A 19176-nucleotide genomic window follows, 5' to 3' on the forward strand; every position below is an offset into this window, starting at 1 on the left:
TGGGGTTCCTACGCTCCGGCGGCGGCCGGCAATTGAGCTAATGCGGCGCGCAGCCGGGTATCGGCATCGTCGGCCACTTCGCGGACAGCATCGGTGTCGCTGAGCTCGACCATGGTTTGCGGGTCAATGGCTTGGACCACCGTGGTGCCGGCTGATGGGCCGCGGCGCACGACGACGTTGCACGGCAGCAGCGCCCCCAGATCCGGCTCGGCGGTGAGGCCGCGCTGGGCCAGGCCGGGGTTGCAGGCACCCAGGATGACGTAATCGCCGAGCGCCTCTGCGGCCTCAGCGCCCAGCTTGCTCTCGAAGGTGGAGCGGACGTCGATTTCCGACAGGACGCCGAACCCCTGTTCAGAGAGGGCCTCCTTGGTCCGTTCCACGGCGTCGGTGTAGGAAAGGTCGACGGTGATCGTGTGGGTGTAGCTCATCTGCTGCTCCTTGCTGGTTGTACCTGCAGTGCTGCTTGACGATTCGTGCGGGCGGGGGTGCTGTTAGGCGAGGGAGAGGAACAGTTTTTCCAAGTCCTTCTTATCGATACTGGGGTCCTCCTGGCTCATGCACTGCTGAAGCCCGCTGGCGATGATGGCAAATCCAGCCTTATCCAGCGCCCGCGATACGGCGGCAAGCTGAGTCACCACATCCTTGCAGTCACTGCCGTTTTCGAGCATCCGTGTGACGGCACCAAGTTGTCCCTGTGCACGCTTGAGCCGGTTCACGACCGGGCCCAGATCTGTGGTGTCGAGTTGCATTGTTCCTCCATAGTCTTTCGTGCTTGCCTTCAATTGTATACCCCCAGGGGCTTATTGCATACCCCCTAGGGTATGTGTAAGACTGGCTTCATTCCCACCAACGACAATCCTTTGGAGGACGATAATGATCGTGAATCAGTACTACCTCGGCTGCCTGTCCCATGGCTCCTACCTGATCGGCGATGAGAGAAGCGGTCAGGCGGTCGTCGTCGATCCGCGGCGCGACATTGGCGAGTACCTCGCCGACGCGGCGGCGAACAACCTGACGATCACCGGGGTGATCAATACCCACTTCCACGCCGACTTCGTCGCCGGCCACCTTGAACTCGCCCAGGCCACCGGCGCATGGATCGGCTACGGCCGCCGAGCAGAAACCGAATACGAGATCCGCACCTTCAGCCACGGCGATAAGGTCTCCCTCGGTGAGGTCGAACTCGAGATCCTGGAGACTCCCGGGCACACCTGGGAGTCGATCAGCGTACTGGTACGCGAACAGTCCGGTGCGAGCCCGGATGCGGTACTCACCGGCGATGCATTGTTCATCGGCGATGTCGGCCGCCCCGACCTGGCTGCCGCCGTCGGCGCCGACCCGGACGAGCTGGCACGTGCCCTTTACGCGTCGATCCATGATGTGCTGATGAAGCTTCCCGACGACGTGCGTGTGCTGCCGGCCCACGGCGCCGGTTCCGCATGCGGCAAAAACCTTTCGGATGAACTCGAGTCCACTATCGGTGCGCAGCGGATGATGAACCTCTCCGTCCAGCCGATGGGTGAAGACGAATTCGTTGCCATGATCCGCAGTGGACAGCCGGCCATCCCGGAGTACTTTGCCGTCGATGCCGTACTGAACCGTCAGGACCGCCCCTTGATCGGCGCCGCCAGTGACCTCCGTGCACTGTCCGTACGGGACCTGCAGGATGCCGCCGCCCGCGGCGCTCGGATCCTCGACACCCGCTCACCGGAGGACTTCGCCGAAGGCCACCTCGCCGGATCTCTCAACGTCGGACTCGACGGACGCTTCGCCGAGACGGCCGGCATGGTCATCGGATCAGATGAGGAGATCGTCCTTATCACCCACGCGTCACGTGAAGAAGAGGCCGCGATGCGGCTGGGCCGGATCGGCTTCGACCGGGTGGCCGGTTACCTCAACGAACCGGCACGCGCCTTCACCGAACTCGGCGACATTGTCCAGCGGGGAGAACGCGTCGACGTCGAAACCTTCGACACAGAACGCCAAAACGAAGGGGCCACGGTTCTCGATGTCCGCAATCCCGGTGAAATCGAAGACGGCGCGGTGCCCGGTTCCGTGCGGATTCCGTTGGCAGAACTGGCGCAGCGCCACAACGAAGTCCCCGCGGACCGGCCCGTCCTCGTACACTGCGCCGGCGGGTGGCGCTCCAGCGTCGGCGCCAGCACCCTGCGAGCCCTCGGCCACACCAACGTTAAGGATCTGACCGGTGGCTACAGCGCCTGGACAGCCACTCACGAACCATCCAACGCCTAAGAACACCGGGCAGCACCATCACCGGAAAGGAAATACCGCCATGTCCGAAATCACCACCGCAGAGGCCAATGCACGCCGCAATACTGCGACCATCCTGGACGTACGTGAAGAGGCTGAAACCGCCGAAGGCATGATCCCCGGCGCAGTGCACATCCCGCTCGGCCAACTGGCATCCCGTCTTGGAGAACTCGATGCGGGCCGGCCGGTCATCACCGTCTGCGCCAGCGGAAACCGAAGCGCCCACGCGGCCGTGGACCTGCTGGTCGCAGGTTTCCGCGCAGACACGATGGCCGGCGGCATGACCGCCTGGGAAACCGAAGGTCGACCCACCCACAAGCCCTAAAAAGGCGCATCCACCCATCCCGGCGGTCCGCCGCCGGTCCTTGCCGGCGGCGGGGACACCTTGAGCACAAAGGAAAGTATGACTACTTCAACACAACCTAAACCCACGATCGATACCGTGGGCGCGGCAACGCTGCAGTCCTGGATCGACACCGACGATGACCTGATCGTGTTGGACGTGCGCAGCGGAGCCGAATTCGAAACGGTGCATATCCGCGGCTCATACAACGTGCCGCTGCCGCTGCTCTCCGAACACGCCGATGAGCTCGCAGGGCGGCTCGGCCGACGCACCGTACTGGTCTGCCAATCCGGCACGCGTGCCGAACAGGCACGGCAGCGCCTCAACGGCGCCGGCGTGGAAGCCGCCCATGTATTGACCGGAGGCATTCCCGCCTACGCGGCCGCCGGCGGCGACGTCGTCCACGGCACCCAACGCTGGGACCTCGAACGCCAGGTCCGCCTGGTCGCCGGCTCCCTCGTCGTGACCGGGCTCGCCGGCGGCAAGTTCCTCTCACCGAAATTCCGCATGCTCGCCGGGGCCATCGGCACCGGACTGACCTTCTCCGCCGCGACCAACACCTGCGCCATGGGCAAAGCACTGGCCGCAATGCCCTGGAACCGCGCGGCTCAGGAGCCAACCCGCGAAGCAGTCATCCTGCAACTGCCCTCCCGGGGACCGGCACCGCAGACCCAGGCTTCATGATCGCCGCCGCCCTGGCCCTGGGACTGCTCGTCGGAGCGGTCCTGGGCCTGGTCGGGGCCGGCGGTTCCATCATTGCCGTTCCCGCGCTTGTCTACGGCGTGGGAATGAGCACCCACGACGCCATCCCCACCTCACTACTCGTCGTCGGACTCTCCTCCATAGCCGCCGTCATCCCCCGTATCCGCACCGGTATCAGCTGGCGTATCGCACTGCCGGTTGGGGCCGCCGGCATTCCAGCGGCATGGGGCGGAGCCGCCGCCGGCCGGCTCCTGAACGAAGAGGTGCTCCTTCTCGCCTTCGCCGCCATCATGGTGGCCGCCGGGGCCCGGATGCTCACCAAGACACCAGAGATAACCGGACACTGTGGCTCCGATCAGGGATCCTTCCTGCGATCGTGCTTACCCAAGGCAGCCGCCGTCGGACTTGGGATCGGTTTTCTCACCGGACTGCTCGGCGTCGGCGGTGGCTTTCTCATCGTTCCGGCACTGACGCTGTTCCTCGGTCTGTCGATGTCGCAGGCCGTCGGAACATCACTGGTCATCATCACCATCAACGCAGCAGCAGGATTCAGTGCCCACGCCACCGGCTTCACCATCGACTGGGTCCCAACACTGGCCTTCGCAATTCCCGCCATCGCCGGCTCGCTCGCCGCGAGCCGCCTGTCACACAAACTCAACAGCAAACACGTTCGCACCGCCTTCGCCATCCTCGTGTTCGCCGTCGCCGCCATCGTGGCGGTGAGCACCATTATCGGCATCATCGGCGGCTGACGATTCGCCGCTCCTTTCGTTTCACCGCGCTCAGCGACTGTCCCAGTGCCGTAACCGCCACCGGGGTTGATCGATGCACCAACCGCATCTGCAACTAGTAAGCAAACCTGGCACTGGATTTCAAGCAACTGGGTGCGGTGTCGGACCTGCAAGCGGTAGAGAGACACCTGCCTGTGAAGGGGACCCTCCGTGCCGCTGGGCGCCGGCCCATACAGTCGTACTCAATATTCACTGCGCCCGGCTTCGGGAGAGCAATTTAGCGCCGTCAGGCCTTAGTTCTCCAGTGGGCGAGACGTGCCGGTACAGCGTCTGCCGGGTGATGCCGAGTTCTTTGCAGAGATCACCAACCTTGGTGTCGGGCTGACCCATGGACGCTTTCGCCAGGCGGACTTTGGCGGACGTCATTTTGTAGGGCCGGCCGCCTTTTCTGCCCCGGGCGCGGGCCGATGCCAAGCCGGCCATGGTTCGTTCGGAGATGAGTTCGCGTTCGAATTCGGCCAGGGCGGCGAAGATCCCGAAGACCAGTTTGCCGGAGGCGGTGGTGGTGTCGATCGCTGCACCCTGACCGGTGAGGACTTTGAGCCCGATGCCGCGCTCGGTGAGGTCGTGGACGATGTTGACCAGATGGCGCAGGTCCCGACCGAGCCGGTCCAGCTTCCACACCATTAGAGTGTCCCCGTCCCGCAGGGACCGAAGGCAAGAGACCAGCTCGGGGCGGTCCTCTTTCTTGCCGGAGGCCTTGTCTTCATACAGCTGCGCAGGCTCGATGCCGGCGGCAAGGAGCGCGTCGCGCTGCAGGTCAGTGGCTTGGGAGCCGTCGGCTTTGGAAACGCGCATGTAGCCGACCAGCATCAGGTTTCTCCTCCATCATTTATACGTTCGTTTACGTGACATGAGAACTGTGAGTCGCAGCGGTAAGTGGCGTGGTTCTCGCGTCGGTAATTGTCGGCTACGTCGTTTGCGCTTTAGTGGCGAACCAGTTACATCCGTGTGAGCGGGTGACGGGGCCCTCAGAGTCCGAATGCTCCGCCGCTGATCAGGATGAAGATACCGAGGCCGATGAGGACAATGGGGAACAGGATGTGTTCCCAGCGTTCAAGGACTTCGGCGATCGGTGGGCGGGTGGCGACGAACTTGGCCAGCATTACCAGCACCGCGACCAGCGCGAGGAACACGATGCAGTAGGCCACCACCCCGGCCGGGCCCACGTTGAGGAAGACCGGGACGTAGACGCCGATGTTGTCTCCGCCGTTGGCGAACGTGACCCCGGCCACAGTCCAGACTGCGACGTTCTTGCCTTCGATCTCGGCGTCATCGTCATCGCCTCCGCACCAGGCCTGCCAGGCAGCCCACAGCCCCAGCCCCAGGGGGATGAGGCCGAAGTACGGGATGACCGCTGGAGGCAGGAATACTCCGGCCCCCAAGGAGACGAGCACGGCCGCACCCAGGATGCCCACGAACCCCAGGTACTGGCCGGCAAGAATTCGTGCGGTGGTTCCGCGCTGCCCGGCGCCGCGGGCGAAGAACAGGGAGAGCACGATGATGTCGTCAATATTCGTGGCGATGAACAGGCCGATCGCCTGTAGGGCCGAGGTCAGGATCACGTGCCCACCTTTGCTATACCGCATCCGGGAACCGAGCAGGCGGGATCAATGCACGGGGCGTTCTCGTCCACCGCGAGAGTGACGTCGACCAGTGCGGTGAGCGCCCGCGCCAGGTGCGGATCGGCGATCTTATAGCGCGTCTTGCGCCCCTCGGGCTCGGCGACCACGATGCCGCAGTCGCGCAAGCATGCCAAATGGTTGGATACGTTCGAGCGGGTCAGCTCCAGATCGCTGGCTAATTCTGCCGGGTAGGCCGGTCGATCTAGCAGCGTCAGGATAAGTCGTGACCTGGTTGGGTCGGCCATCGCCCGGCCCAACCGGTTCATCACGTCTAAGCGAGAAGTAATAGTCAGCACTTAGTGAACTATACAGTGGTGGCTGAACCACCGTCAATCCTTGCCCACTTTCCGGTCGTCCCAGTTCCTTGGTAGTGGGACACCGAAGACGAGCAACCTCATCGATCGGGCCAGAACCTGATTTTCCATCCCATAAGTAAGGCCCAGAACAACGTCCCATACATTCCGTACAGACACGAAGATTGGTACGCTGGGCGCATGGAATTGGGGTACGCGCGGGTTTCGACGGTCAAACAAGACTTGGATCGACAGATCGATGCTCTGACCCAGACCGGAATCGCGGCCGAACGGATCTATGTGGACAAAAAGTCCGGGTCCACGGTCGACCGCCCCGGGCTGCGTGCAGTCATGGAATATGCCCGCGACGGTGACGTCATCGTCGTCCACACTCTCGATCGGCTTGGGCGAACGGTGCGCGATACTCTGAACCTGATTCATGACCTCTCCGAACGCAACATCGGTGTGCGCAACCTCGCCGACCCGATCAGAGTGGACTCGTCGAACCCGGATGATCCGATGGCGCAGCTATCGGTCGTGCTACTGGCGTTGTTCGGACAGATGGAACGCACATACACCCTGGAGCGTGCCGCCCACGCTCGAGCGGTAGCGACCGCGAAGGGCCGACGCATCGGACGGCCATCAGTGGTGGATCCGGACAAACTGGCCTACGCCGAGCACCTGCGCACGACCGGACACACTATCGCCGAGATCGTGGCCAAAACCGGGATTACCCGTACCAGCCTGTATCGGCACCTGCCACCGCGTCCTCCCGAAGCGGTGACAGTCGCGCCGGAGACTGCCGCCGATCCCGGTCCCGAGACCTAATCCTGGACCGGTGATCGTCATGGCGCAGAGGACCCCAGAGGAGAGGCTGGCTCTGCTGCGCCAGCACGATGACGGTGTCCCTTGGACACGGATCGCGGCCGAATCAGGAGTACCGGTGCGAACGTTGTCACGCTGGGCCGCGAAGTATGGTGCTTTCCCGACGTCCAATGGCCTGCAACGCCTCCGGCGAGCTGACAACGGCACGAGGCGAATACTGCCCGAGATTGTGGAGATGATCGAAGCTCTGGCGCTTCGCCGCCCCGAGCCCTCAGTCGCGTTTGTTCATCGCCGAGTCAGCGGCATAGCTGCCGATCGGGGACTGCCCGCGCCAAGCTACTCCAGCGTCCGGGGGATCATTGGTGCCATCGACCCGGGCCTGCGCACACTCGCCCAGCACGGCGATGCCGCCTACCGGGACCAGTTCGAATTGGTTTTCCGCCGCACCACATTGACCCCGAACGAACAGTGGCAAGCCGACCACACGCTCTTAGACGTTGCAGTACTCGACCAAGCTGGCGTGCCGGTTCGGCCGTGGTTGACGGTGCTGCTGGATGACTACTCCCGCGCAGTCGCCGGCTACACCCTTTTCCTGGGTGCCCCATCAGCCGAACAGACAGCTCTGGCACTACACCAAGCGGTCAATCAGAAGACGAATCCTGCCTGGCCGGTCTGCGGCCTGCCAGATGTGCTCTATTCCGATCACGGCTCGGACTTCACCTCCGTCCGCCTCGAACGGGTTTGCCTGGACACGCAGATACAGCTCATCCACTCACGCATCGGCGTTCCGCAGGGGCGAGGGAAGATCGAGCGGTTCTATGGCTCCATCACCACCGAGCTCTTGCCGCACCTACCCGGGTATATCCCGCACGGAACGAACGGAGAACCTCTCACGGACCCGGCGCTCAGTCTTGAGCAACTCGACGCGATCCTGGAAAGATTCATTGTCACCGAATACAACCAGCGCCCACACTCCGAAACCCACCAAGTGAATCGCCCCGGGGATAATAGAGGCAGGGAGATTGGAAGAAGGAGATTCTCTCTTGCCAGTGAAATACACCGACGAACTCAAGGCTCGCGCCGTCGAACTCGTCATTCATGCTCAGGCCGATCCGGAGACGGCGAACGGGGCAATCACCCGTGTCGCCGGCGAGCTCGGTCTGAGCAAAGAGACCCTGCGAGTCTGGGTCCGTAAGCACAAAGACTCCGGCAAGGCCACACCGACTGAGTCAGTCGATTTGGAAGCGGAGAACCGTCGGCTGCGGGCGGAGTTGGCTGAAGCGAAGCGGGCCAACGAGATCTTGAAGAGAGCGTCGGCTTTCTTCGCGGCGGAGCTCGACCGCCCATCGAAGTGATTGTCGTCTTCATCGACGACAATCGTCACGAGTTCGGAGTCGAGCCAATCGTACGCGCCCTGTCCGGGACTGCGGCACGGATTGCTGTGAGCTCGTATTACGCGTTCAAGAAACGCGAACCATCGGCCAGGGCCCGCCGAGACCAGGCGCTGATGGTCGTCATCCAGGATGTCTATGAGGCGAACTACTCGTGTTACGGGGTGCGGAAGATGTGGAAGGCGATCAACCGCGAGTACGCGGATCAGTTCGGCCCGGTGGCCCGCTGCACGGTGGAGCGGTTGATGCGCCAGTTAGGCATCGACGGTATTCGACGCAGGAGGAAGCGCCCGAAGACGGCTTCGGCTAGGGCTGAGGAGTGTCCGGATGATCTTGTCGAGCGTGAGTTCGCAGCACCGGCACCCAATTGTCTATGGGTCGCGGACATCACCTATGTTCCGACGACTGCTGGGTGGGTATACACGACGTTCATCCTCGATGTCTTCCACAGGGAGATCGTCGGCTGGCAGGTGACGAACCACATGCGGGAGTCCCTGGCCAGGGACGCTCTGACGATGGCTCTCGCTGCGAAATATCGGGCCGGTGAAGACGTTTCCGGGCTGGTGCACCACTCGGATCGCGGGGTGCAATTCCGATCGATTCGCTATGGCGAGACCCTGGCGGAATCCGAGGTCGTGGCGTCGGTGGGGTCGCGTGGGGATTCGTACGACAACGCCATGGCCGAGGCGCTGAACTCGGTCTACAAGGCCGAACTCATCGACCGGAAGGGGTGGTCGGGGTTGATCGAGGTGATGGCGGAGACGTCGAAGTGGGTGGCTTGGTACAACCAGTCCAGGTTGCATTCAGCGATTAACTACCGACCGCCCGTCGAGGTCCATTCCGAATGGATCAACCAGTCCGGGACAGAACCCGCGGCTGCTTAGGAAACCAAGAATAGGAGCCTCTACGAAACCCGGGGCTTGACACAGCCAGGTACAGCAGGGACACCTCCTGGACGTTCTCTAGCGTCTCCGTCGTGGTCGGCCAGTCAGTGCCGAACCACGGTGAGAACTCAGGTTCCATGAACGACGGCATCATGACTCACTCTCTGTGAAGATGTGGGGGTGGGACTCGCGCAGTGCCGATAGGCGGCGGCGTCCGGTCTTGTCGCTGAAGCCGAATTCATTCGCGAGATCAGCCCCGGACGTGTCAAGGCCCTGTTCCGTTCGCGTGGCGATGAACTCCACCACTTCGTTGAGATCGCTGTTCTTCGGCTTCGGCGATGCAGGTTTCGGTTCTGGCGACGACGCCGCTAGAGGTTCTTCGGCTGATGGCTCTGGCACGCTGGCCAGCTTGGGAGACTGGGGCAGTGCGAAGACCTCGCCGCGCTCTGCGGCCTGTGCCGCCTGAGTTGCCAGTGCTTCACGCTGAGCACGAACCACTTCGAGCTGGGTCACGTGCTGTTCCCTGGCAATCTCCGTTTCCTGGCGTGCTCGCTCACGTTCAGCTTCGACTTCGAGTTGCTTCCGCTCGCGCTCGGCTTGTGCCGCCATCCATTCGGACTCTTCTTGCAGCTCTCTACGGCGAGACAGGGGGTCTTCGACTGCCACTCGTGATAACTGCTCGGTGGCGGCGAAAACGGCCAGGGGAACCATGCCTGCGATGACTGCCCCGACGATGGCCTGCCACGAGTCGCGATTCGCGGTCCCAAACGTCAGGGCGTGGGAGGCATTCGCTACCACCGACAGTGCGGTGAACGTGCCCAGGAGCATCCATGATGGCCATGTGCGTTCACCGCGGGTCTTATGGATCAGTACCGATCCGGCGTAGACGAGGATCGCGGTATCAATGAACGCAGGCACTGCCCAGTTCATCCAGGTCGGCAGTCCCAGCCAAGACGCGACTTCCATCAACGTCACGAACGAGATTGCGAACGCTACCAGTCCCGCGAACGCGACTCCGATGGTGATAATGCGGATGAATTTCGGGTCGTCGGTATTGATTCGTGACGACCGTGCGCGGGTTACAGAAATAGTCGCCTCCCGACGTGTACTCTGGTGTTCGCCTGCAGTTTCTGTAATAGCTCTTGCATGACTCTCAGGCAGGGCGGTCGTCTCGTTAGGGGCGACCGCTCCCTCGTTCTCGTGTGGTGTGTTCTCAGCGATTGCGCTGCTACTCACGTTTGCCTCCTTCATCAGTCGTCCTCGACGTTCCGGTCACCCGTGATCATGCTCAGGTTCTTGACCGCCTTCCGCATGGAACCGGCAGTATCTTGGTCGGTCAGCACTGACCGGACACTTGGTCCGCTGCTGTCCATCGCGGTCAACAGGTCGGTCAGCACGGCGACCGTGTCCGCGACGTCCTGACCGAGGTCGGTGATCTGCTCCAGCTCGAACTGGTCGCTGTTGGCCAGACCGGTCGCGAATGCTTGTTCCAGGAGTTTGGACTTCTTCTTGACCAGGGGCAGAGGTGCACGTGTGCCTGCGTGTAGTTCGTTGACCACCCGGACTATGTGCGCCCCGGACAGTGGAGCGTCCGTGCCGGTCATGGTGACCGTGATTGGCTCGATTCCAAGGTCTGATGCCAGCCGGTCAGTGTCCGGTTCTTGACCGGTCATGCGCCATGACTCTTCGACAATGACCTCGGCATCCACGATGTCCTCTGACCGGTCAGCCGGGGGAGTGGGACGTTGAGGTTGGTAAGACTTGCCGTCTAGACCGATGACCGGGGCCGGAACGGCGGGTGGATCATTTCGCTCACCTGCGCCGGCCGCGTCCTCAGGTGTTTCATTTGAAACACCTGCATCCCGCAGACGGCGGTACACCGTAGGGTGACTAATATCGACCGCTGATGCGATCCCTCGGGTGCTCATCCCCGCTGCCCGAAGCTCGGAGATCACTTGTTCTTCAAGGTCCTTCGGCGGACGCAGGCTGACATCTCTAAACTCATTGTCGAGGTAGTCCTGCCAGGAGTCGTACCCGAGAGCCAGCCAAATTCGTCCCTGCCACGCGGTGGAGATCTTGACCTGTAGCGATCCGTAGTCACTTCGCAGTTCGTCTGTAAGCTCGCGTGCCTCTGCTTCAGAGAATTTTGATTCCAGTGCGAGGGCCATCATGCACCTACCGGCTTCGGATCGCCATTAGGAGCGAACGGGTCGTCCTCTGTTCCTTCGAGCAAAGTTGCAATCGGAATATCCCACGCTTGCGCCAGCCGCAGCAGATCCCCGATCCGCCAGTCTGTATCGCCGGTCATGCGTTTCGACACTGAACGCTGACTTGTATTCAGAATCTGAGCAACGTCACCTTGTTTGAGTTCTCTTCGGCCCATCTCGGCGAGCACGTTAGCTCGCACCTGCCTTGTATATCTCATGGTGCCACCGTATACACATAGGTTTTACCGGTCAACGACGTGTAGATCTATAGGTTCTGGGTGTGTCGCAATATCGTTTACATTGAGCCGGTTTCGATCTACGCTGGACTCATGACTATTGGAGAACTGCAGTTAACTGAGAACGAGAGAGTCGGGCGTGAGGTTGCGGCGTGGATGACGCGGTACAACCTGCGGCAAGCAGACATTGCTGAGATCCTTGGGTTTGCCCAGCGAAATGTGTCGAAGCGGATCCGTGGCGAGATGCCATTTCGAATCGATGAGCTGCTCGCCATTGCCCGGTACATGGGCATCTCACTTTCGCAGCTGCTCGGTGAGGAGATTGTGAATGAGAAGAACCCCCAGCCAGTTGAACTGACTGAGGGTTCTGCCACCTTGGTGGCGGGGGGAGGATTTGAACCTCCGACCTCCGGGTTATGAGCCCGGCGAGCTACCGAACTGCTCCACCCCGCGGCGTGGTCTCCACATTACACGAGCGTAATTCCCGGAGCAAAATCCTGGACAAGTGACCTTTGCCACACGGTAACCTGGGGTTCACCCGAACGGCGGATCCTGAGGGGATGCCGGGCGGGCATGGGGGCGATGATGCCAAGGCGGGTCCGGTGCGACTGCGCACAGGAGGCCTGTCGAGCAGGGGGCCTGGGCGCGCAGGGCTTGCATCTGGTTGAAGTCTCAACTATAGTCACTGACGTACTTCAAATTTCAATCAAAAGGAGGACAGGCACATGACCGCACTTCCCAACGGACTCACCCCCGGAACGTGGAACATCGACCCGAACCACTCGGAGTTCACCTTCACCGCCCGGCACGCGGGTGTCTCGAAGGTCCGCGGCAACTTTGAGACGATCGCCGGGACCGTCCAGGTCGGTGAGACCCTCGAGGACAGCTCGGTCACCGCTGAAGCGGTCGTCGACTCGATCAACACCCGCAACGCCCAGCGTGACCAGCACCTGAAGACGAGCGACTTCTTCGCTGCCGATCAGCATCCGAAGCTCACCTTCACCTCGACCGGCATCAAGGCCGAGTCGGGCGACGAGTTCGCGCTCGAAGGCGACCTCACGATGCGCGGAGTGACGAAGCGCGTGACCTTCGACAGCGAGTTCAACGGCGTCGCCACTGATCCGAACGGCAACCAGGTCGCCGGGCTCTCGGCTGAGGCGACGGTCGATCGCAAGGAGTTCGGCATGGAGTTCAGCGCCGTGCTCGGCGGCGGCGAGCTGCTCGTGTCCGACAAGATCAAGATCGCCCTCGACCTCGAGCTCACCAAGGCCTGATCGCCGGGCGATCACTCCCCTCCGTCCGGACACAGGTGTGCGCCTGTGTCCGGAAGAACCCGCAGCGGGCCGCTCTCTCCGAGCGGCCCGCTGTCGCGTGCCCGAGGGCCCAGCGGTATCAGCCGAATCGGCCGGGGAGCCGGCGTTGCCCGGGCACCAGCCGTGTCAGCCGACGAGCAGCTGCGGATCGGCGGCGACCGCCTCGGCGAGGGAGCGGAACTGCCGGGCCCCTTCGGCGACGTCGGCCGGTGACTTGCAGAACGAGTACCGGATGGCGCTCCGGTAGGCCTCGGACGCGGTCGTGTCCGGCCGGCACAGGGCCGGGACGGGAATGCCGACGAGGCCGTGCCTGCGGGCGAGGAGATCGTTGAGGGCGAACGCGTCGAGATCGGTGAGCGCAGAGAAGTCGACGACGGTGAAGTATCCGGCGGCCGGATCCGAGGCCCGGGAACCGGGCACGCTCGCACATGCGGCGACGAGCACCTCGGCGCGCTCGCGCAGGGACCGGCGATTGCCCGCGACGAAATCGTCGTCCGAGTCCAGCAGGCGGGCGAGGCCGATCTGCATCGGCCCACCGCCGGTGAACGTGAGGAACTGCTTGACGGCCTGGATCGCCTCCCGCACCTCCGGTGCGGCGATGACCCAGCCGATCTTCCACCCGGTGATGTTCCAGCTCTTGCCCGCTGAGGAGACCGTGACGACTCGGGCAGGGTCGGCTGCAGCCACGGCCGGAGGGATGTGCGCACTCTCGTCGAGGACCAGCTGTTCGTAGACCTCGTCGGTGAGCACCCACGCATCCGCGGTCTCGGCGGCGCGGACGATCCGCGCGGAGTCCTCAGCGGAGAAGACGAATCCCGTGGGATTGTGCGGAGTGTTGACGATGACGAGTGCCGCACCGTCGGCCATCGCGGCCTCGAACGCCTCCCAGTCGGGTCGGAATCCGCTCTCGGTCTGGAGCACAGGCACGGTGACGAACTCACCGCCGGCCGCCGCAACCGCAGCCGGGTAGGCGTCGTAGTACGGTTCGAACGTCACGACCCGGCCTCCCCGGGGGACGAGGGCGAGGATCGCCGCGGTCAGCCCCTCCGTGGCCCCACACGTGACGAGCACCTCCTCGGCGGCGACCGGATGGCCGAAGTCCTTCGCCCGTCGGCGCGCGATCGCCTCGCGGAGGATCGGGTGTCCCTGCCCGGGGGCGTACTGGTTGAAGCCCTCGCGCATGGCCTCGGCCGTCGCCTCGATGAGCGACGCCGGCGCATCCGTGCCCGGAGCACCCTGGCCGAGGTTGACCGCCCCCGTCGCCGCCGCCAGCTGCGTCATCTGGCCGTAGATCGTTTCCGAGAGCTCTCCGTCGGCACCGACGAGTCCTGCCGCGTCCGCCATCTCGTGCCAGAGCATCGCGCGGGAGAGATCCGGCCTCATTCTGCGACCTCGGGGGCGACGCGGCCGAGGGCGTCGAGCACCCGCTCGTGGAGGCGCCCGTTCGTCGCGACGGCGTTGCCGCCGAAGACCCCGGGCACCCCGGCGGTGTTCGTGAAGGCGCCCCCGGCCTCGAGGACGATCGGGGCGAGTGCCCCCATATCGTAGAGGGCGAGCTCCGGTTCGCAGGCGATGTCGACGGCGCCCTCGGCGACGAGCATGTACGAGTAGAAGTCCCCGTAGCCGCGCGTGCGCCACACCGCGTCGGTGAGCGCGATGAACTCGTCACGGACTCCGAGGTCGCGCCAGCCGCCTAAGGAGGCGAAGGAGAGGGAGGCGTCGCCGAGGTCGTCGACCCGCGAGACCTCGATGCGCCGGTCAGGGCCCCCGGGACCCCGTGCGAAGGCACCCTGTCCCGCGGCCGCCCACCAGCGACGGGAGAGCGCGGGGGCGGAGACGACGCCGAGGAGGGGCCGCTGACCCTCGTAGAGGGAGATGAGCGTGGCCCACACAGGCACCCCGCGGACGTAGTTCTTCGTCCCGTCGATGGGGTCGATGATCCAGCGCCGCTCCGAGCTCCCGTGCGATCCGAACTCCTCACCGAGGACGCTGTCCTCGGGGCGGGTGACGGCGAGCCGGTCGACGAGCGCTGATTCGACGGCCCGGTCGCACTCCGTGACGGGGGTGAGGTCCGGTTTCGTCTCGATCGTGAAGTCCTGGGCGATGAAGCGCGAGAGGCTCAGCGAATCGGCGAGGTCGGCGAGGTCGAGCGCGAGGTCGAGGTCGTTCATCCTCCCACTCTAACCAGCGTTGGCGAGCAGCCTCCGCAGCGACTCCAGCCGTGAGACCCCTCCGGGGCCGGCCTTCCCGGACTCCACCCACGCATCGAGCCGGCAGCCGGGCGCATCGGCGAGGTGGGTGCACCCGCGCGGGCACTCGGTCGTCGCCTCGACGAGTTCGGGGAACGCGGCCAGCAGGCCGTCGCGGTCGACGTGGGCGAGACCGAAGCTGCGCACGCCCGGGGTGTCGATGAGCCAGCCGCCGGTCGTCAGGGGCAGGCACACCGCCGAGGAGGAGGTGTGGCGACCGCGTCCGGTGACGTCGTTGACGTCGCCGGTGGCCCGGTCGGCGGCGGGAACGAGGGCGTTCGTCAGCGTCGACTTCCCGACGCCGGAGTGCCCGACGAGGACGCTGATGTGACCGGCCAGCCGGTCGGCGACCGCGTCGTCGGCGAGGCTGCCGTCGGAGCGCAGCCCCGAGGAGACGATGTCGACCTCGGCCGCGGAGAAGCGGCGGGCGATGTCGTCGGCGGGAGCGAGATCCGTCTTCGTGACGATGATGAGTGGGGTGATGCCGGCGTCGATGGCCGCGGTCAGGGCCCGGTCGATGAGGCCGTAGGACGGTTCGGGGTCGACGGTGGCGGTGACGATGCCCATGAGGTCGACGTTGGCGACGATGACCCGTTCGGTGGGGTCCGTGTCGTCGGCGCTGCGACGCAGCAGGGTCCGCCGCTCGGTGATCTCGACGAGCCTGGCCAGTGTGCCCTCCCGGCCCGTGGTGTCGCCGACGATGCGCACGATGTCGCCGGGGACCACGGCGACCCTGCGCAGGTTGGAGGCCCGCACCGCGGTGACGGTGCGGCCGTCGCCGTCGAAGCCGCCGTCGGCGTCGGCGAGGACGACCCGGTAGCGGCCGCGGTCGACGGCGGTGACGAGGCCGTCGACGGCTGACTCGTGACTGGGACGGTGCTTCGTCCGCGGACGCGAGCCGCGCCGGTTCGGTCTGGGCCGGTAGTCCTCATCGCGGAAGATGCGCGCCATCTCAGGCCTCGGCGGCGAGCATGGCTTCCCAGAGGCCCGCGAACTCCGGCAGGGTCTTCGCGACCGTGCCGACGTCCTCGATGACGATGTCCTCGGCGGCCAGGGCGAGGACCGCCCCGGCCATGACCATGCGATGGTCGTGGTAGGTGTGCCACGTGCCCGCGCGCAGCCGCGCCCCGGTGATCGTCAGGGCGTCGGGCCTCTCATCGACCTCGACGCCGAGCGCGCCGAGCTCCGCGGACAGGGCTGCGAGTCTGTCGGTCTCGTGCCCGCGCAGGTGGCCGATTCCCCGCAGGTGCGACGTCCCGGGGGCGAGTGCGGCCAGCGCCGCAACGACCGGGGTGAGCTCGCCGACTGCCGAGAGGTCGAGGTCGACGGGGGAGAGCCGCTGGGGTCCCAGGATTCGCAGACCACGGCGATCGAGATCGACCTCCGCGCCGAACGCCTCGGCGATGCGGCGGAAGTCGTCACCGGCCTGCGTCGTGTGGGCCGGCCAGCCGGGCACCGTGACGGTGCCCCCGGTGGCGAGTGCCGCGGCGAGAAAGGCTGCGGCGTTGGAGAGGTCGGGTTCGACGACGACGTCGAGCCCGCGCGGCAGGCCCGGTTCGACGATCCAGTGCTCGGGCTCCGGTTCGGTGACGTCGACTCCGGCATCGGCGAGAACCTCGAGGGTCATATCGATGTGGGCCCGGCTGGGCACACTGTCACCCCGGTTGCTCAGGTCGAGGCCGAGCGGCATCGCCGCCGCGGCGAGGAGGAGACCCGAGACGAACTGGCTCGAGGTCCCCGCGGCGATCTCGAGATGCCCCCCGCGCAGCTCGGACCCCGCATGGATCGTCAGGGGCAGGGAGTCGTCGACCGCGGTGATGGACGCGCCGAGGCGGGTGAGGGAGTCGATTGTGACGTCCATCGGCCGTGCCCGGGCCTGCTCATCCCCGTCGATGACCACCTCACGGCCGGTGGCCGCGGCGATCGGGGGGACGAAGCGCATGACGGTCCCCGCGAGACCGCAGTCGATCGCCACCGGTTCTCCACCGGCAGTGAAGTCGATCGGGGTGACGTGGAGGTCGTCGCCGGACTCCGTGATCTCCGCGCCGAGGCTGCGCAGGGCGCCGACCATGAGCTCGGTGTCGCGGCTGCGCAGCCACCCGCGGATGATCGACTCGGAATCAGCGAGCGCGGCGAGGACGAGATAGCGGTTGGTCAGCGACTTCGACCCGGGGACCGTGACGACGGCGTCGAGGGCCTCGGGTGCGCGGGGAGGCCGCCAGTCGCCCACGGCTGACGGGGGAGGCTCAGTCGACGCCAAGGGCACTCATTGCCTGCTTCGACGTGTTCTCGACCGAGGACCAGAGGTCTTCGGCTGCGTGCTGGGTGCGCCACCACAGTCCGGGCTTGCCGGCGGTGTCGACGCTGGCAAGCAGGGCGCCGCCGAGCATCGAAGTCCGGGTGAGGGTGCGCTCGAGGCGGGTGCGCTTCTCCTCCTTCGACGTCGCCTTCTCCGCGGCGATGCGCTCCCCGACGGTGTCGAGGAGGTAGGTGCCGACAAGGATCGAGGCGCTCAACCGGGGGAAGCGACCGATGGCGAGCAGGGAACCGGCAGCGACCTGCGCGGCACCGGTGGCGCGGGCGATCGTCGTCGCATCGAGCGGGATCTCCACGCGCTTGCGGGCCTGGGCGAGCAGCGGCGCGATCGAGGCTGCGGCTGCCTCAGGGCGGCGGAGACGGTCGACGCCGTTGCTGATGTAGCCGGCGGCGAGCATGGGCCTTGCGAGAAGTCGAATCGGGGACACAGGGTTCCTTCCTGAGGCTGTCGGGCATCTCACCCGCAAGCATAGCCGAAAGGGAATATCGGAACCGCGCGACGGCGTTGAAGGTACACGATGTCGTCGGCATGTCAGGTCCGACGACGGCAACGACCGACCGCTCGCCGGGATCCACGCGACCTGGGTGCGCGGTGGGAGAGCGCCGAGGACGAGGAGGAGTCAGTGAGTGCCACTGCCGTGCTGGAGAGAACGGGCGTACCATTGACGGTGATGACCGAATCAGTCAGAGAAGCCACCGAGACCGAGACCGACGCACAGCGCTCGGCTCGTTTCGAGCGCGACGCCCTCGAGTACCTCAACCAGCTCTACGCGGCGGCTCTGCGGATGACCCGCAACCCCGCCGACGCCGAGGATCTCGTGCAGGAGGCGTACGCGAAGGCCTACGCAGCTTTCCACCAGTACACCCCGGGGACCAACCTCAAGGCGTGGCTCTACCGGATCCTCACGAACACCTTCATCAACAACTACCGCAAGAAGCAGCGGCAGCCGCAGGAGCACGGCAGCGAGGACATCGAGGACTGGCAGATCGCCCAGGCCGCGAGCCACACCTCCTCCGAGGGGCGGTCGGCCGAACTCGAAGCCCTCGACCACCTGCCCGACTCCGACGTCAAGGATGCGCTCTCCGCCCTGCCCGAGGACTTCCGGATGGTCGTCTACTATGCCGACGTCGAAGGCCTGCCGTACAAGGAGATCGCTGAGATCATGGACACCCCGATCGGCACAGTGATGTCGCGACTCCATCGCGGACGCAGGCAGCTGCGCGAGATGCTCTCCGAGTATGCCGCCGAGCGCGGCTTCGGCAAGCGCGAAGGAGGGGAGAAATGACCGACGGAGACTGCTGTGAGAGCATGCGGGCCGAATCGCTCATGCGCATCTACCACTACCTCGACGGGGAGCTGACGACGACCGAGATCCGTGAGATCTCGATCCACCTCGAGCACTGCCCGGCCTGCCACGACGAATACGAGATCGAAGCGATGCTCAAAGAGGTCGTGCGGCGGTCGTGCGGCCGCGAGGAGGCCCCGCTGGGACTCAAGGAGAAGATCCGGCGGAGGATCGCAGTCGAGCAGGTGCGCTGGCAGCGCTGAGGCATGGAGCAGACAGAAGGCGGGGAGAGTCGGATGACTCTCCCCGCCTTCTCTGTGCACCCGCGGTGCACGGTGGATCAGCTGTTCGGACGCTTGCCGTGGTTGGCATTCGAACGACGGCGATCGCGACGCTTGCGGCCTCGCTTGCTCATGGCAGTTCTCCTTCGATTGGACGGTTCAT

At 64.9% G+C, this 19176-nt stretch carries 25 protein-coding genes, 1 tRNA gene, 1 pseudogene and 1 other annotated feature; of the genes and pseudogenes, 12 read left to right on the forward strand and 15 right to left on the reverse strand.

Annotated features, from left to right (window positions below; genetic code table 11):
- Positions 1-8 precede the first annotated feature (8 nt).
- A complete protein-coding gene (locus ACQ1RG_RS11740) occupies positions 9-428 on the reverse strand; it encodes a DUF302 domain-containing protein (RefSeq protein ID WP_062862454.1) in 420 nt (139 codons plus the stop codon).
- Positions 429-491: 63 nt separating this feature from the next.
- Positions 492-749: a metal-sensitive transcriptional regulator gene (locus ACQ1RG_RS11745; protein WP_062862455.1), complete on the reverse strand. Its 258-nt coding sequence runs from the start codon at positions 747-749 to the stop codon at positions 492-494.
- A gap of 124 nt (positions 750-873) precedes the next feature.
- On the opposite strand from ACQ1RG_RS11745, the gene ACQ1RG_RS11750 reads away from it, so the two are divergent.
- The 4 genes from ACQ1RG_RS11750 (at position 874) to ACQ1RG_RS11765 (ending at position 4068) form a co-directional block, all read left to right on the forward strand.
- Positions 874-2253, forward strand: a complete 1380-nt coding sequence (locus tag ACQ1RG_RS11750) for an MBL fold metallo-hydrolase (protein WP_062862456.1) — start codon at positions 874-876, stop codon at positions 2251-2253.
- A 40-nt stretch (positions 2254-2293) separates the two neighbouring features.
- A complete protein-coding gene (locus ACQ1RG_RS11755) occupies positions 2294-2596 on the forward strand; it encodes a rhodanese-like domain-containing protein (protein ID WP_119296827.1) in 303 nt (100 codons plus the stop codon).
- Between the two features lie 78 nt (positions 2597-2674).
- Entirely contained in the window at positions 2675-3298 is a 624-nt protein-coding gene (locus ACQ1RG_RS11760) for a rhodanese-like domain-containing protein (RefSeq protein ID WP_062862458.1), read from the forward strand.
- The gene (locus tag ACQ1RG_RS11765) at positions 3295-4068 is read left to right on the forward strand and encodes a sulfite exporter TauE/SafE family protein (protein WP_062862459.1); all 774 of its coding nucleotides are present in this window, start codon (positions 3295-3297) and stop codon (positions 4066-4068) included. Before ACQ1RG_RS11760 ends, ACQ1RG_RS11765 begins: the two co-directional genes overlap by 4 nt.
- Before the next feature lie 228 nt (positions 4069-4296).
- Here ACQ1RG_RS11765 and ACQ1RG_RS11770 read toward each other — a convergent pair whose 3' ends face one another.
- From ACQ1RG_RS11770 to cmtR, 3 genes are all read right to left on the reverse strand, one after another.
- Positions 4297-4920 carry a recombinase family protein gene (locus tag ACQ1RG_RS11770; RefSeq protein ID WP_119296828.1) on the reverse strand — a complete coding sequence of 208 codons (624 nt, stop codon included), beginning with the start codon at positions 4918-4920 and terminating at the stop codon, positions 4297-4299.
- 158 nt (positions 4921-5078) lie between these two features.
- Positions 5079-5672, reverse strand: a complete 594-nt coding sequence (locus ACQ1RG_RS11775; protein WP_062862469.1) for a cadmium resistance transporter — start codon at positions 5670-5672, stop codon at positions 5079-5081.
- The gene (gene cmtR / locus ACQ1RG_RS11780; protein WP_062862470.1) at positions 5669-6028 is read right to left on the reverse strand and encodes a Cd(II)/Pb(II)-sensing metalloregulatory transcriptional regulator CmtR; all 360 of its coding nucleotides are present in this window, start codon (positions 6026-6028) and stop codon (positions 5669-5671) included. The genes ACQ1RG_RS11775 and cmtR overlap by 4 nt, the downstream gene beginning before the upstream one ends.
- A gap of 198 nt (positions 6029-6226) precedes the next feature.
- On the opposite strand from cmtR, the gene ACQ1RG_RS11785 reads away from it, so the two are divergent.
- The 4 genes and pseudogenes from ACQ1RG_RS11785 (at position 6227) to ACQ1RG_RS11800 (ending at position 9125) form a co-directional block, all read left to right on the forward strand.
- On the forward strand, positions 6227-6853 hold the full coding sequence (locus tag ACQ1RG_RS11785; RefSeq protein WP_009883804.1) for a recombinase family protein: 627 nt from the start codon (positions 6227-6229) through the stop codon (positions 6851-6853).
- Between the two features lie 19 nt (positions 6854-6872).
- Positions 6873-7577, forward strand: a pseudogene (locus ACQ1RG_RS11790) (transposase); the annotation flags it as partial.
- Between the two features lie 322 nt (positions 7578-7899).
- Positions 7900-8205, forward strand: a complete 306-nt coding sequence (locus ACQ1RG_RS11795) for a transposase (protein WP_009381361.1) — start codon at positions 7900-7902, stop codon at positions 8203-8205.
- Positions 8166-8294, forward strand: a sequence feature (AL1L pseudoknot). Its footprint overlaps the gene before it by 40 nt.
- Positions 8202-9125 carry an IS3 family transposase gene (locus ACQ1RG_RS11800; RefSeq protein ID WP_009381362.1) on the forward strand — a complete coding sequence of 308 codons (924 nt, stop codon included), beginning with the start codon at positions 8202-8204 and terminating at the stop codon, positions 9123-9125. Its footprint overlaps the feature before it by 93 nt. Before ACQ1RG_RS11795 ends, ACQ1RG_RS11800 begins: the two co-directional genes overlap by 4 nt.
- A 150-nt stretch (positions 9126-9275) precedes the next feature.
- On the opposite strand, the gene ACQ1RG_RS11805 is transcribed toward ACQ1RG_RS11800, so the two are convergent.
- The 3 genes from ACQ1RG_RS11805 to ACQ1RG_RS11815 are packed head-to-tail and all read right to left on the reverse strand — an operon-like array spanning position 9276 to position 11520.
- A complete protein-coding gene (locus ACQ1RG_RS11805; protein WP_119296326.1) occupies positions 9276-10376 on the reverse strand; it encodes a DUF2637 domain-containing protein in 1101 nt (366 codons plus the stop codon).
- Complete coding sequence (locus ACQ1RG_RS11810) at positions 10376-11293, reverse strand: hypothetical protein (protein ID WP_157929919.1); 918 nt, start codon at positions 11291-11293, stop codon at positions 10376-10378. Before ACQ1RG_RS11810 ends, ACQ1RG_RS11805 begins: the two co-directional genes overlap by 1 nt.
- Positions 11293-11520, reverse strand: a complete 228-nt coding sequence (locus ACQ1RG_RS11815) for a helix-turn-helix domain-containing protein (protein WP_193338286.1) — start codon at positions 11518-11520, stop codon at positions 11293-11295. The genes ACQ1RG_RS11810 and ACQ1RG_RS11815 overlap by 1 nt, the downstream gene beginning before the upstream one ends.
- A gap of 204 nt (positions 11521-11724) precedes the next feature.
- On the opposite strand from ACQ1RG_RS11815, the gene ACQ1RG_RS11820 reads away from it, so the two are divergent.
- The gene (locus ACQ1RG_RS11820; protein WP_227492575.1) at positions 11725-11988 is read left to right on the forward strand and encodes a helix-turn-helix domain-containing protein; all 264 of its coding nucleotides are present in this window, start codon (positions 11725-11727) and stop codon (positions 11986-11988) included.
- Here ACQ1RG_RS11820 and ACQ1RG_RS11825 read toward each other — a convergent pair.
- A tRNA-Met gene (locus ACQ1RG_RS11825) sits at positions 11945-12021 on the reverse strand. The two genes, ACQ1RG_RS11820 and ACQ1RG_RS11825, sit on opposite strands and share 44 nt — an antisense overlap.
- 272 nt (positions 12022-12293) lie before the next feature.
- On the opposite strand from ACQ1RG_RS11825, the gene ACQ1RG_RS11830 reads away from it, so the two are divergent.
- The gene (locus ACQ1RG_RS11830) at positions 12294-12842 is read left to right on the forward strand and encodes a YceI family protein (protein WP_009375251.1); all 549 of its coding nucleotides are present in this window, start codon (positions 12294-12296) and stop codon (positions 12840-12842) included.
- A 165-nt stretch (positions 12843-13007) separates the two neighbouring features.
- Here ACQ1RG_RS11830 and ACQ1RG_RS11835 read toward each other — a convergent pair whose 3' ends face one another.
- From ACQ1RG_RS11835 to ACQ1RG_RS11855, 5 genes are read right to left on the reverse strand one after another with little or no spacing between them, the layout of a single operon-like run.
- Entirely contained in the window at positions 13008-14264 is a 1257-nt protein-coding gene (locus ACQ1RG_RS11835; protein WP_231882214.1) for an aminotransferase class I/II-fold pyridoxal phosphate-dependent enzyme, read from the reverse strand.
- Complete coding sequence (gene hisN, locus ACQ1RG_RS11840; RefSeq protein WP_009375253.1) at positions 14261-15052, reverse strand: histidinol-phosphatase; 792 nt, start codon at positions 15050-15052, stop codon at positions 14261-14263. Before hisN ends, ACQ1RG_RS11835 begins: the two co-directional genes overlap by 4 nt.
- Before the next feature lie 9 nt (positions 15053-15061).
- Complete coding sequence (gene rsgA / locus ACQ1RG_RS11845; RefSeq protein WP_009375254.1) at positions 15062-16081, reverse strand: ribosome small subunit-dependent GTPase A; 1020 nt, start codon at positions 16079-16081, stop codon at positions 15062-15064.
- A 1-nt stretch (position 16082) separates the two neighbouring features.
- A complete protein-coding gene (aroA, locus tag ACQ1RG_RS11850) occupies positions 16083-17390 on the reverse strand; it encodes a 3-phosphoshikimate 1-carboxyvinyltransferase (RefSeq protein ID WP_051995472.1) in 1308 nt (435 codons plus the stop codon).
- Positions 17377-17874 carry a DoxX family protein gene (locus ACQ1RG_RS11855; protein ID WP_040340965.1) on the reverse strand — a complete coding sequence of 166 codons (498 nt, stop codon included), beginning with the start codon at positions 17872-17874 and terminating at the stop codon, positions 17377-17379. The genes aroA and ACQ1RG_RS11855 overlap by 14 nt, the downstream gene beginning before the upstream one ends.
- A gap of 213 nt (positions 17875-18087) precedes the next feature.
- On the opposite strand from ACQ1RG_RS11855, the gene ACQ1RG_RS11860 reads away from it, so the two are divergent.
- Complete coding sequence (locus ACQ1RG_RS11860; protein ID WP_269668304.1) at positions 18088-18732, forward strand: sigma-70 family RNA polymerase sigma factor; 645 nt, start codon at positions 18088-18090, stop codon at positions 18730-18732.
- On the forward strand, positions 18729-18995 hold the full coding sequence (gene rsrA, locus ACQ1RG_RS11865) for a mycothiol system anti-sigma-R factor (RefSeq protein ID WP_009375261.1): 267 nt from the start codon (positions 18729-18731) through the stop codon (positions 18993-18995). The genes ACQ1RG_RS11860 and rsrA overlap by 4 nt, the downstream gene beginning before the upstream one ends.
- A gap of 77 nt (positions 18996-19072) precedes the next feature.
- On the opposite strand, the gene ACQ1RG_RS11870 is transcribed toward rsrA, so the two are convergent.
- Positions 19073-19147 (reverse strand): 50S ribosomal protein bL37, encoded by a 75-nt coding sequence (locus ACQ1RG_RS11870; RefSeq protein ID WP_100227367.1) that lies wholly within the window; start codon positions 19145-19147, stop codon positions 19073-19075.
- Between the last annotated feature and the right edge of the window lie 29 nt (positions 19148-19176).

Origin of the sequence: Brevibacterium sp. K72, assembly GCF_050562175.1 — a bacterium.
In the GTDB taxonomy this organism is placed as follows: Bacteria; Actinomycetota; Actinomycetes; order Actinomycetales; family Brevibacteriaceae; genus Brevibacterium; species Brevibacterium casei.